10 protein-coding genes are annotated in these 13414 nt (G+C 50.4%); 9 read left to right on the plus strand and 1 reads right to left on the minus strand.

Going from position 1 to position 13414, the window contains the following annotated elements; translation table 11 throughout:
• Positions 1 to 31 precede the first annotated feature (31 nt).
• The 8 genes from pstB (AC3ARB_RS04345) (at position 32) to AC3ARB_RS04380 (ending at position 7157) form a co-directional block, all read left to right on the plus strand.
• Positions 32 to 835 (plus strand): phosphate ABC transporter ATP-binding protein PstB, encoded by an 804-nt coding sequence (gene pstB / locus AC3ARB_RS04345; RefSeq protein WP_488321334.1) that lies wholly within the window; start codon positions 32 to 34, stop codon positions 833 to 835.
• Positions 836 to 844: 9 nt separating this feature from the next.
• Entirely contained in the window at positions 845 to 1603 is a 759-nt protein-coding gene (gene pstB / locus AC3ARB_RS04350; RefSeq protein WP_488321335.1) for a phosphate ABC transporter ATP-binding protein PstB, read from the plus strand.
• A gap of 35 nt (positions 1604 to 1638) precedes the next feature.
• Complete coding sequence (gene phoU, locus AC3ARB_RS04355; RefSeq protein ID WP_488321336.1) at positions 1639 to 2292, plus strand: phosphate signaling complex protein PhoU; 654 nt, start codon at positions 1639 to 1641, stop codon at positions 2290 to 2292.
• Positions 2293 to 2358: 66 nt separating this feature from the next.
• Positions 2359 to 2862: a GNAT family N-acetyltransferase gene (locus AC3ARB_RS04360; RefSeq protein WP_488321337.1), complete on the plus strand. Its 504-nt coding sequence runs from the start codon at positions 2359 to 2361 to the stop codon at positions 2860 to 2862.
• A gap of 112 nt (positions 2863 to 2974) precedes the next feature.
• Positions 2975 to 4291, plus strand: coding sequence for an FAD-containing oxidoreductase (locus AC3ARB_RS04365; RefSeq protein WP_488321338.1), 1317 nt, complete (start codon positions 2975 to 2977; stop codon positions 4289 to 4291).
• 52 nt (positions 4292 to 4343) lie between these two features.
• Positions 4344 to 4991, plus strand: coding sequence for a GNAT family N-acetyltransferase (locus AC3ARB_RS04370; protein ID WP_488321530.1), 648 nt, complete (start codon positions 4344 to 4346; stop codon positions 4989 to 4991).
• An 81-nt stretch (positions 4992 to 5072) separates the two neighbouring features.
• Positions 5073 to 6641, plus strand: a complete 1569-nt coding sequence (gene cls, locus AC3ARB_RS04375) for a cardiolipin synthase (RefSeq protein ID WP_488321339.1) — start codon at positions 5073 to 5075, stop codon at positions 6639 to 6641.
• A gap of 9 nt (positions 6642 to 6650) precedes the next feature.
• On the plus strand, positions 6651 to 7157 hold the full coding sequence (locus tag AC3ARB_RS04380) for a hypothetical protein (RefSeq protein WP_488321340.1): 507 nt from the start codon (positions 6651 to 6653) through the stop codon (positions 7155 to 7157).
• A 264-nt stretch (positions 7158 to 7421) separates the two neighbouring features.
• Here AC3ARB_RS04380 and AC3ARB_RS04385 read toward each other — a convergent pair whose 3' ends face one another.
• Positions 7422 to 12128 carry a S8 family serine peptidase gene (locus AC3ARB_RS04385; protein ID WP_488321341.1) on the minus strand — a complete coding sequence of 1569 codons (4707 nt, stop codon included), beginning with the start codon at positions 12126 to 12128 and terminating at the stop codon, positions 7422 to 7424.
• A gap of 192 nt (positions 12129 to 12320) precedes the next feature.
• On the opposite strand from AC3ARB_RS04385, the gene AC3ARB_RS04390 reads away from it, so the two are divergent.
• On the plus strand, positions 12321 to 13397 hold the full coding sequence (locus AC3ARB_RS04390; protein ID WP_488321342.1) for an aspartate-semialdehyde dehydrogenase: 1077 nt from the start codon (positions 12321 to 12323) through the stop codon (positions 13395 to 13397).
• The last annotated feature ends 17 nt before the right edge of the window (positions 13398 to 13414 follow it).

Genomic DNA, 13414 nt, shown 5'->3' on the forward strand with positions numbered 1-13414 from the left:
GAAGCCCTTTGACACAAAACAAGGAGTAGCCATGGCTAACTATAACTGGAACGAACGCCATATCATCACCTTTGACCCTGCGACCATTGCCCTTGAAACCAAGGATTTGCATGTCTATTATGGGGGCAAGGAAGCCATCAAGGGCATTGATATGCAGTTTGAAAAGAATAAAATTACGGCCCTCATCGGACCGTCTGGTTGCGGCAAATCGACCTATCTGCGTAGCCTCAACCGCATGAATGATACCATTGACATCGCCAAGGTAACGGGTGAAATCCTCTATGAGGGCATCGACGTTAACCGCAAGGACATGAACGTTTATGAGGTGCGTAAGCACATCGGGATGGTCTTTCAGCGGCCCAACCCCTTTGCCAAGTCCATTTACAACAACATCACCTTCCCGCATGAGCGGGCTGGGGTCAAGGACAAAAAAATCTTAGATGAGATTGTTGAGACCTCGCTCAAACAGGCGGCCCTTTGGGACCAGGTCAAGGACGACCTGCACAAGTCGGCCCTGCGGTTGTCAGGTGGTCAGCAGCAGAAGCTCTGTATTGCTAGAGCTATCTCGGTTAAGCCAGACATCTTGCTCATGGACGAGCCAGCAGCCTCTCTTGACCCCATTGCGACCATGCAGTTGGAGGAGACCATGATGGAGTTGAAGAAGAACTACACCATCATCATCGTGACCCACAACATGCAACAGGCGGCTCGGGCTAGCGATTACACGGCCTTCTTCTACCTGGGCGATTTGATTGAATACGACAAGACAGCAAATGTCTTCCAAAATGCCCAGTTGCAGTCCACACGTGACTATGTTACGGGCCGTTTTGGATAGGAGGGCAGCATGACCAATTCTATTTTAACCATCAACGACTTATCGGTGTATTTCGGCAAGAAAAAAGCCATGAACAGTGTGTCCATGGACTTCAAGGCCAATGACATCACAGCCCTTATCGGCCCGTCTGGTTCGGGTAAATCCACCTTGCTTAGGGCCATCAACCGCATGCACGACCTCAACCCTGAGGCAACGGTAACGGGCTCTGTGACCTATAACGGTCATAACGTTTATAGCCCACGAACCGATACGGTTGAGCTCCGCAAGGAAATCGGCATGGTTTTCCAGCAACCCAACCCCTTCCCCATGTCCATCTACGAGAACGTGGTTTATGGCCTTCGCCTCAACGGCATCAAGGACCAGGCTGTGCTAGATGAAGCGGTGGAACGGTCCCTGCGAGGGGCTTCCATCTGGGACGAGGTCAAGGATCGCCTGCATGATTCGGCCCTTGGTCTGTCAGGTGGTCAGCAGCAGCGGGTCTGTGTGGCTCGGGTTCTGGCCACCAGTCCAAAAATCATCTTGCTGGATGAACCAACGTCAGCCCTTGACCCGATTTCAGCGGGCAAGATTGAGGACACCCTTTATGGTCTGAAAGAGAACTACACCCTGCTTTTGGTGACGCGTTCCATGCAGCAGGCCTCTCGGATTTCTGACCGCACGGGCTTTTTCTTGGACGGCGAGCTGATTGAGTTCGGACTGACCAAGGAGCTCTTCTTGGGGCCTAAGGACCAGCGGACTGAGGACTACATCACTGGTAAGTTTGGCTAAGCCAACTGCCACGAGTTATAGAAAAGAGGTAGCGTATGTTACGTTCACAATTTGATGACGAATTAGCAAAATTGCACAACCAATTCTACGCCATGGGGACAGAAGTTTTGACCCAAATCAACAAGACGGTTCGGGCCTTTGTTAGCCACGACCGCGAATTGGCTAAAGAAGTGATTGAGGCCGATGAGGTGGTCAATAACTTTGAGACCAAACTGGAGAAGAAGTCTCTGGAAATCATTGCCCTCCAGCAACCCGTTTCCCACGACCTGCGGACCGTAATCACGGTGCTCAAGGCCTCAAGCGATGTGGAACGGATGGGTGACCACGCGTCAGCCATTGCCAAAGCCACTATCCGCATGAAAGGCGAGGAGCGTATCCCTGAGGTCGAGGCAGAAATCAAGAAGATGGGCAAGGCCGTCAAGTACATGGTTGAGGAGGCCCTTGAGGTTTACATGACCGGTGACGAGGAGAAGGCCTACGAGATTGCGGCCAAGGATGAAGCCATCGACCACATGTTCAAGGACATTCAAGCTCTTGCAGTTGAGCGAATCCGTGAGCACCCAGATACAGTCTTGGCTGGTAAGGAATACTTCCAGGTCTTGATTTACCTGGAGCGTATTGGTGACTACGCCAAGAACGTCTGCGAATGGGTGGTTTACCTGAAAACGGGTAAGATTATTGAGTTGTAAGATAAAAAGCCAGGGGAACCTGGTTTTTTTGCTGACAAATTTCAGTGTTCTTGCTAAAATAGTTTTATGATTATTAGACCCGTAACCCCAAATGACGCGGCGGCCATCGCTGCCATCTACGCCCCCTATGTGACCGACACCGCCATCACCTTTGAGATTGAGGTTCCGACAGCGGCCGACTTTGTCCAGCGGATTGCCACCATCACCAGCACCCACCCCTTTTTGGTGGCTGAGGATGCGGACGGGACTGTCGTCGGCTACGCCTACGCCAGCCCCTACAAGGGCCGAGCTGCCTATGACTGGACGGTTGAAGTGTCCATTTACATTGACCAGACCGTCCGCAGTCAGGGCATGGGCACAGCCCTCTACGATGCCTTGGAAGACCAGTTGATTGAGGCTGGGATGGTTAATTTCTTGGCCTGCATCGCTCTTCCTAATGACCCTTCGATTACTTTTCATACCAAGCGAGGTTATGAGCAGGTCGCCCATTTCAAGGGTGTCGGCTACAAATTTGACCGCTGGCATGACATCGTCTGGATGCAGAAACGGGTTGCGCCTGCAAGTGACTAACTCTAGAAAATCAGACTGCGGTCTGATTTTTTAGTCCCGTAGCGAAATTCTGACAAGCCTTTTAAAATTTGCTAGACTAATGTAAGAAGATTAAAAAATGGAGGTTGTCAAAATGACACATTACGACTTATTGGTGATTGGTTTTGGTAAGGCCGGCAAGACCCTGGCGGGTAAATTGTCGGCGGCTGGCAAAAAAGTTGCCCTGGTTGAGCGGGATGCGGCCATGTACGGCGGCACCTGCATCAACATCGGCTGTATTCCGACCAAGACCCTGATTGTGGCGGCGGAGAAAAACTTGGCCTTTGACCAGGTCATGGCCCAAAAAGAGACAGTTGTCGGCCGCCTGCGGGGCAAGAACGAGGCCGTCCTCAAGGGAGCTGGCGTGACCCTCTACAATGCTCAAGCTCGTTTTATCTCTAACACGGTGGTTGAGCTAGCAGCTGGTGAGGACCGTGAGGAAGTGACGGCTGACCTCATCGTCATCAACACAGGTGCTGTGACCAACAGCCTGCCGATTCCTGGCCTCTTGGACAGCGATAAGGTCTATGACAGCACGGGTATCCAAAGCCTGACCGAGCGTCCTGACCGCCTGGCCATCATTGGTGGCGGCAACATCGGCCTGGAGTTCGCTAGCCTCTACACCAAGCTGGGTAGCCAGGTGACCGTCTTTGAGGCTGCGCCAGCCATTCTCGGCAGAGACGAGCCAGAGGTCGCCAAACTGGCCCAAACCTACCTGGAGGAAGACGGCGTGACCTTTAAGCTGGGCGTGGCTATTTCGGCTGTCGCCAATAGCGGAGCAGAGGTCGTGATCAGTGCTGATGGCGAGGATTATGCCTTTGATGCGGTTCTCCATGCTACTGGTCGCAAGCCAGCCATCAACGGCCTGGGCTTGGAAAACACCGACATCCAGTTGACCGAGCGTGGGGCAATCCAAGTGGACGACTACTGTGAAACCACCGTGCCAGGTATCTATGCTGTCGGTGACGTCAATGGTGGCCCACAGTTCACCTACACCTCGCTGGATGATTTCCGCATTGTTTTTGGCAAGCTGACTGGCAATGGCGACTACAAACGCAGCGACCGTGGCCAGATTCCAACAACCGTCTTCATCGAACCAGCCCTGTCACGGGTCGGCCTGACGGAAAAAGAAGCCATCGAGCAAGGTTACGAGGTGGTGACTAACCAGCTCCCTGTGGCTAACATGCCGCGTGCCCATGTTAACAATGACCTGCGTGGCCTTTACAAGGTGGTTGTCGATAAGAACACCAGCCTGATTCTGGGAGCAAGTCTCTTGGGCACTGGTTCTCAGGAAATCATCAACCTGATCACCATGGCCATCGACAACAAGATTCCTTACACCTACATCAAGAACCAGCTCTTCACCCACCCAACCATGGCTGAAAACCTCAACGACGTCTTTAATTTCTAAGAGTCAGAAATCGCTTGCCCAGCAGGCGATTTTTTGCTATCATGAAGTCATGATTACGATTATTCCTTACACACCCGAATACGAAAAAGCCTGGGTTTACACCAAGGCTTTGGCCTATCTTTTTTCTGATTTCTTTGATGACAATAGCAGAGCTAAGGACAGTTTTCCATCAGATGTTTATGAAGACACCATTGAGCTGATTGCCCTAGAGGGTGACCAGCTGGTTGGCTTACTGGACATCGCCATTTATAACAGAGACTATAGCCGGTCTTACAAGTACCATCCTGCTGAGAAGGTTGCCTACTTTGCTAATCTGGCAGTTCACCCTGACCACCAAGGCAAGGGCATCGCTGGTCGTTTGTTTGAAGAGGCTGAGCGGTTACTCAGAGAAAAAGGGGTCCAAGCGCTAGCCATTTTTACCCGAGGCGGAGAAGCAGCCAACCACCTCTACCAGAAGTGGGGCTGCAAACTGGTCTGCCGGAACTGGCTAGTGGTGGGCATCCCTAAGGCAGAAGAGGGGGACTTTGTTTTTCAGGTCAAGCTGGACGAACAGCGGCTAGCCTTTGTTAAACCTGATGGGGAAGAGCAGCCCTACTACCTGCGGGAAGGCACCTATGTAGTGGCCAAGGAAGACCATTTGGCCCTCTTTGACATCGACCAGGTCTATGAGGAGCGAACTTATATCAAGGTTTATCGTTAAGTGATAAAGTGCGAGACCGCTGGCAAAAGCCAGCGGTTTTGTGGTATAATGAATTAACCTTGAGGAAGGAAAGGTGTGGCGATGAGTAGTAAGAAATTAAAAGCCGTTCGTCTCTTGAAGAAGGGCAATATGCTGAGGGCTATTTTTAGTCGGGCTACCCTTCTAATCATCTTGATTGGCCTGCAGGTTTGGTTTTTGACGGCCTTTTATGGTTGGTTCAGCCAGTACCAGGTGCATTTTCAGGTGGTGGAGGTCCTCTTTATCATCGGGTCAATCATTTACCTCATCAATAGTCGGATGGACAGCACCTCAAAAATCACCTGGCTCATGCTAATCATGCTGTCCCCCCTCTTTGGCTCTCTCTTTTTGCTTTACAGCAAGACGGATGTGGGCTATCGTTTTTTGAAAAAACGCCTGTCTGAGGTGGTGACCAAGACTTCTGGGCATTTGGCTCAAGATCAGGCTGTCTTGGCTGACTTAAAAGCTCAGAAAAGCTCTGCCCTTAATCTGGTTAGCTACTTCCAGCGACACGAGAACAAGTTTCCAGCCTATGCTGATACGGCGGTCACCTATTTCCCGTCAGGGGAGGAAAAGTTCGCTGCCATGAAAGCGGCTCTGCTTGAGGCCAAACGCTTCATCTTTTTGGAGTATTTCATCATCGATGAGGGGGAGATGTGGGGCGAGATTTTGGCCATCTTGCAGCAGAAGGTTCAGGAAGGTGTGGAGGTTCGGGTTCTCTACGATGGCATGAACGAGTTGTCCACCCTCTCCTTTGACTATGCCGAACGCTTGGAGAAACTTGGGATTCAGGCTCGGGCTTTTGCCCCCATTCGTCCCTTTATCTCGACCTATTACAACTACCGCGACCACCGTAAGATCTTGGTCATTGACGGCCAGGTGGCCTTTAACGGTGGCGTCAACCTGGCGGACGAGTACATCAATCGGATTGACCGCTTCGGCCATTGGAAGGACACGGCCATCAAGTTGGAGGGCCCTGCCGTGGATAGCTTCACCGTTTTGTTTTGGCAAATGTGGACCAGTATGGGAAGGGATGAAGACCTGAGTCCCTACCTTGGCTTAGCCAGTCCCCAAGAAGGGGCCAGAGGCTTGGTCATCCCTTACGGGGATTCGCCCCTAGACCATGACCAGATGGGGAAGAATGTCTACATTGACCTGCTCAATCAGGCCAGGGATTACGTCTATATCATGACCCCCTACCTGATTTTGGACAGTGAGCTGGAACACGCCCTCACCTTTGCGGCTGAGCGTGGCGTCACCGTTAAACTCATCATGCCAGGCATTCCTGACAAGAAAATCCCTTATGCTCTAGCCAAGACCTACTACTCCAACCTCATGGCTTCGGGGGTTGAGATTTACGAGTACAGCCCTGGTTTCAACCACTCCAAGGTCTTTGTCTCGGACGACAAGCGGGCTGTTGTCGGTACCATTAACCTGGACTACCGCAGCCTCTACCACCATTTCGAATGTGCGACCTACCTTTACCAAGTTGACGCCATTTCAGAGATTGCTGACGACGCCTTAGCGACTTTAGCCCTCTGTCATAAAGTGACCGAACTGGATCTGGAAGGTCGAAACCTGATGACCAAACTGACTGGCCTCTTGGCCAAAATCATTGCACCGCTATTATAGGAGGAAGAGATGTCATTGTTTGCAAAATTGTTTAAGAAAAATCAGGCTGCTGTTGATAAAGAGCAGGCAGCTCTTGTTGAAGATTTAGAAAAAGCCGCCTTTTGGGCAGCCGATAACCTAGAGGGATCAGGCTACCTGGCTGATTATAGTTTAGAGAGTTTGAAAGATTTGGACCGCTTTTTTGATGAGGAGCGACAAGGCCTGCTGGCTGAACATGAGGACAAGGGGATTATTTTGTTTACCCTGGGTGCTTATTTTGGTCAAGTAGCCATCAAGACCTATGGTGGGCAATGGGAAGCAGATGACCAAGACCCTCAGGTAGAATTGCATGTGGCTGTTCGTTTGACGACTGGCCAACGCTTTTTACCTGTCCAGGCCTGCATTCGTCGCTACAAACGGGCAGACAGCCAGTCCCTGTCTCAGTTTTTGGCTGGGTTAGTTCATGAAGCTGGCCACCAAAAACGCCAAGAAGAAGCAGGTGAACAGGCCCTTGAACAAGCTCTTGATTTGGATTAACTGAGCATTAGACTTTACAAAAAGTCGGCTTTTCGGTAGAATAAAACCATGCGATGAGCCGAATTTAGCCTCTGGCTAAGTTTACGCTAGGGAGGTCAGACCAGTTTGACTGGTCACGCAAGGAGCGGACCTTGAACACTTGTTGTGAACCCTGTGTTCTCATATCAGCTGATATGCCCTGTCCCCCTAGGGGGACTTTTTTGTTTTCAGTTATTAAAAATTCCCTTGGACCATAGGTTCAAGGGAATTGTGTTAGCTTAGGGCTTAGTTGTCTGTCTTGCGTTTGAAGGTCAAGATGGCCATTAAACCAAGTCCCAGGCCCAGCAGGCTGAGGAGGTGAGTGGTTTTCTCACCAGTTGCTGGCAGGGTTCGTGGGCGACTAGCCTGGCTAGAAGTTGGTGTCTCAGGGCTAGACTTGCTTGGGCTGACTGGAGATGTCAGGCCTTTACGAGTAGTGGTTGCTGCACCAGCCTGAGGCTTGCTCAGAAGAGTTTGAGTTGGTGTCTCAGGGCTAGACTTGCTAGTGCTGATAGGTGATGACATGTCCTTACCTGCACCAATCGCTGAATTAGCTTGTGATTGGCTCAGAAGAGTTGGTCTTGCACCTGTAGTTGGTTTGGTCTCAGTTTTGCCAGTTTCAGTCACCAGAGGGAAGACAGGCAGGTCATCAGCTGTTTCAGCAGCCCCATTCTTGCTCTGGTCACCTTTGGCAGTTTGTGGGAAATCAGCCTTGTCAGTAGGGTCAGTTCCCAGTGTCAGCTCTTCTTCAGAAGAGAAACCATCGCCGTCATGGTCAGCAGTAGGGACAAAGACAGGCAGGTCATCAGCTGTTTCAGCAGCCCCGTTCTTGCTCTGGTCACCTTTGGCAGTTTGTGGGAAATCAGCTTTATCAGTAGGGTCAGTTCCCAGTGTCAGCTCTTCTTCAGAAGAGAAACCATCGCCGTCATGGTCAGCAGTAGGGTCAAAGACAGGCAGGTCGTCAGCTGTTTCAGCAGCTCCGTTCTTGTCTTCTACGTCACCTTTAGCTGTTTGAGGGAAGTCGTTGGCGTCAAGTGGGTTGTGACCCAGGTTGAGTTCTTCTTCAGAAGAGAAACCATCACCGTCATGGTCAGCAGTAGAGTCAAAGATTGGCAGGTCATCAGCTATTTCAGCAGCTCCGCCATTTTCCTCAACATCGCCCTTGGCCCAAAGTCCCAAATCCTTGCGGTTGGTTCCATCAGGGACAATGCTGTAAGGGAAATCGTTTTCCGTCGCATGGTAGCCCTCCGGCAACTCAATGGCAATGGTGTAGTCACCTGTTACAATGTTTTTCTCAAAGATATCCTTGGTGTAGCGGCCTTGAGGGAGTTCAATCTTCTTGCCGTCCTTGTCAACCAGGTAAATCTTGGTGCCAACAGGTGGCTCGGTGTCAAAGTCAATGGTGAAAGCTTCACGTTTGAGAACTTGAACCTTGAAGCTGATTGCTTCGAGTGAGTTTTCTTCGGTGACGGTGAAGGTCTTGATACGCTCGTCAATCAGGTAGGCATTCTCCTCGTCGTGGAGGAAGAGTTCCACAGTGTAGGTGCCAAATGGCAGGATATGGTGGGTTGCTCCGCCACCAACTGAGGTGAGGTCGTGTACCAAATCGCCATCCTCGTTGCGAATCATGTAGCGAAGGTCCAGTTCAACCCAGTTGTCTGTTTCAGGATCGAGCAGACCAAATTGAACCATCGCCGACTCGTTACCGATTGGAAGAAACTCGGTAATGTTGGCCGCCAATTGAATACCAGCCAGGTTTTCAATGCGGTACCAGAAGGCGGAGAGGTTAAGCTCCTTGCCGTTTTCATCGTGGGTTGGTAAAGTGTAAACACCGTTTTCATCGGCTTCGATGTAAACCCGTTTCTCGTTGGAGTGGATGGTTTGACGACCAGAACCGTCTTCGCTTTCTGTTGAGCGTTCCGCAACTGGGATGGTGTAGTAAACACGCTCACGGTAGATGGCTGGCCCACCGTTGGCAATGCTTGGACGTGGTTTGAAGGTTCGAGCTTCTTCGTCAATGATGGCAGTTGTGGCCGCTGGACGAATGCTGTTAAGCTCGATGTTGAACGTCATTTCTTGCTCTTTAGCACCTGGTACGCGAGGGGAGTAAGTTACCACATAAACGTATTTGCCATCAGGCAGGATGTTTTTAGACTGGTCTTTACCGTCCCAGAAGGTTTCCAAAACAGCGGTAGCCTTAGCATTGCTTGGGTCGTTACCGTAGTGGTTTTTGCTACCAGAAACAGGGGTGCTCTTCCAAAGAGGGCTTGTTCGCTCAGTGTCATCAGCTCGATAAACAGTGGCAACCAAATCTTTGAAACTACGCAAGAAGACACCGCGGAACATGAGGCCGTCATGGGTATTGTCAGCGTTGCTTGGTGACAAAATCAGGTAAGGTTGACCATTTTCGTCACGTTTCAGGACAAAGTTTCCATCCTTATCTTCGTAGGTTCCAGCAATTTTTGGAACCTCAGGAAGGTAAGCTCCTTTTTCATGGTCCCAAATGGCTTCTGAGAAGAGAAGGGAGGTAAAAGGACGTTCTTCACTAAAAGGAAGTTCATCTGTTACTGCATCTTCAGCTTTGTCGTAGTAAAATGGCAGGTCACCATTGTTGATATCAAAGTCATAAACTGGTTTTTCGATGACTGGCAGGTTCTGGAATTCCCCACGGAAACCAACAAATGGAATGCTGACCAAATCACCGCCGTCAACCGCATCAAGGAAGCGGACAAAGCCTTCCAAGAAGTAGCCGTTGACCATGAGCTTGGACAATTCTTCGGCAAAAGTAGAAGCGTCCAAGGTGATTGGGATAGTAAGGCTAGAGTTAGCTTCAACAGTCACTTGGCTACCCTCTACCTTAGCCAGTTCACGTGGTTTGAGGGTGAAGCGACCATCCTCAACACCGTCAGTATTGAGGTGGGTGACGTAGGTAACAGTTTTTGCTTGATTGGAGATGTTATGGAGACGGACAGCAAAGCTAAAGGTATCTGCAACATTTCCAAGGGTAATACTAGAGAGGTCATCTAAACCAGTGACAATCAGGTCAGAGTGAATAGCATTATAGGTATCGGCAATACCAGCACCTTGACGACGTGGTGAGGTGTAGGCCTTGGTGTCCTCGTTGATGTGTGGGAGGGCTGTACTCATGAGGAGTTGTTTGAGGCGGGTTTGGAGCTCAGCTGGCGTCAACTCCGGCCACTTGTCTTTGAGGGCCTGTTTCATGAGGGCAACCACACCTGCGATGTGCGGTGAGGCCATGCTGGTACCGCTGCTTGAACCGTAGGTATTGTCGTTGTAAGAAGAGAAAATCTCCCCACCAGGAGCGGTCACATCAGGTTTCAACTCACCATCGATTGAAAGACCCCAGCTGGTGAAGTCAGCCATCTGACCAGCATCTGGGTTTTCAGCCACTTCGAAGCTACCGCTAAATTTAATTTTGTAGGTGCCCGTTCCAGCCTTGGCAGCCAATTCATCACCGAACTCCTTGGCGATGAAAACAGAAGGGAAAATAGCAGTTTCTGAACCAGGAATGGTCATGGTGAAGAGTTGGGTCTGGGTCACATTGTTAAAGACCACAGCACCAGCTGCACCAGCCTTCATGGCATTGGCAACCTTATCAGAGAAGTTGATTTCTCCGCGTTGAATCAGGGCAATCTTACCTTTGAGTTCCTTGCCTTCAAAGTCTTCTTCTTTACCAAGGTTAACGTAAACATAGTCGTATTCCTTGCCTGTTTGGAAATCTCGTTTGCTGTTTGAACCACGAGTAAAGGCAACATTACCATTGTTGAACGCCTCCATGCCCTCCATACCGACGATGTTGAGTACCTCGCGGGTCACATGGGTGTTGTTGTAGGCGGCAACAGCGATGCCATCACGGGCGGTCGCAGGAGAAGCGACAACACCAAAGTCAGGGTTGCTGGCGTAAGGGTGGGTTTGGCCACCAAAGTTGTAGTCGTTACCAGCAGCCATAACCACCGTAACCCCATTGGCACGAGCAGCTGAAATGGCACGGGTCAAATGGTCGCCGACATTGATGAGGGAACCGTTAGGGCTACCCAAACTCAGGTTGATGGTATCAGCTCCCAGTTTCACCGCATCTTCAATGGCACGAACATAGAGGAGGTCTTGGGTACCGCCACCACGCACATCTGAGAAGACCCGCATGAACATGAGCTGGGCTTCAGGAGCCACACCATAGATGTAGTTACCGCTGGCATCAGGTTTAGATGGGTTGCCGACAGCTGTACCAGACACGTGCATGCCGTGGGATTTGGCATTGCTTTCCTTGAGGTCGTCGTTGACATCGGTGTAGTTGTAGGCAAAAATCAGCTTGTCATTGTACCATTGGCCATAGGAGATGCCCACCTCAGCCTTTTTAGCCTCCATTTCTTCTTGGGACTTGAATTTTGCTGTTTCGACATTTGTCAGCTGGAGCACGTCATGCTCCACATCGATACCAGAGTCGATAACCGCAACGACGGTGCCCTGCCCCTTGTAGTTTTCGTCCCAAACCTTTGGCACATTGATGATGGTGTTGCTCTCCACACCATAAGGTTTGGCGGTTTGCTCGGACGAGGCGGTGTTAGCAGCTGTATTGCTATCGGTCAATGGCTGAGCGAAAGCAAAAACTGGCGAAGCTGAGCTTGTTTCAGCTGGGTGATTGTTCTCAGTATTTTCGGCTGACGCAGATGACGGAGTTTCAGTAGCCTTAGCAGCTTCTGAACCAGAATCGTCAGTTGCTGTTGTATCAGATGATGATTCTGTAAGTTCTGCCATCGGTTCAGTTGCCGAGTTAGTAGTAGACTCAACAGCTGTCGTCTGAGGGAGCGTGTCTTGTACAGACTGTGTAGTAGTATCCGCAGCAACAGTGACGCTGTTGAGGGACAAACCAAACAGTGTTGTCAAAATCATCGGTCCCCAGAGCTTAACTGGTGAAGGTTTGTGATGACGCATTGTCAATCCTCCTTTTTCGAAATCCCATATCCTAAATGATTGGGTTGATACAATTGTCGCACAATTCTCTATTTTCTGCAAGCAGTTTTTTAAGAAAAGTTTAAGAATGGTTTGTTTTTAATCTATTTTCTTTTCAAATTTTCTGAAAAATAGTATAATGGGAGCATTAAAAAGAAATGAACGAGGTAACTCATGGGCTATACAGTAGCAGTAGTCGGTGCCACAGGTGCCGTTGGAACACAGATGATCAAGATGTTGGAGGAATCAAGCCTTCCAATTGACCACATTAAACTCTTGTCGTCAGCTCGTTCAGCTGGCAAGGTCTTGTCTTACAAAGGACAAGAGGTGACGGTTGAATTGACCATGGAAGACAGCTTTGAAGGGGTGGACATTGCCCTCTTCTCAGCTGGTGGTTCAACTTCAGCCAAGTTTGCTCCGTATGCTGTTAAGGCTGGTGCCGTTGTGGTGGACAACACGTCATACTTCCGCATGAATCCTGATGTGCCTCTGGTTGTTCCTGAGGTTAACGCGGATGCCATGGACAGCCACAAGGGCATTATTGCCTGCCCTAACTGTTCAACCATTCAGATGATGGTAGCCTTGGAGCCCATCCGTCGCAACTGGGGCTTGGATCGGGTCCTGATTTCGACTTATCAGGCGGTTTCTGGTGCTGGAGCGCAAGCCATTGAGGAAACCAAGACTCAGCTTCGCCAAGTCTTGGTTGACGGCCTAGACCCTAAAGACGTGACGGCCAATATCCTGCCATCAGGTGGCGATAAGAAGCACTACCCGATTGCCTTTAACGCCTTGCCACAAATCGACCTCTTCACGGACAATGGCTACACTTATGAAGAGATGAAGATGACTAAGGAAACCAAGAAAATCATGGGAGACGATAGCATTAAAGTGTCAGCGACCTGTGTGCGGATTCCTGTCCTGTCAGGTCACTCAGAGTCGGTTTACATCGAGACCAAAGAGGTGGCGGACATCGCTGCGGTTAAGGAAGCCATCGCTAACTTCCCAGGTGCGGTTCTTGAGGACGATGTGGCCAACCAGGTTTACCCGCAGGCCATCAACGCTGTTGGCAGCCGTGATACTTTTGTCGGACGTGTTCGTCGCGACCTGGATATCGAAAACGGGATCCACATGTGGGTGGTCTCTGACAACCTGCTTAAGGGTGCAGCCTGGAACTCGGTGCAGATTGCTGAGAGCCTGCACCAGCGTGGCTTGGTGCGTGCGACCCAAGACCTGGTTTTTGAGTTGAAATGAGAGTGGGACAAAAATCG

The organism is Streptococcus sp. ZY171113 (assembly GCF_057748235.1).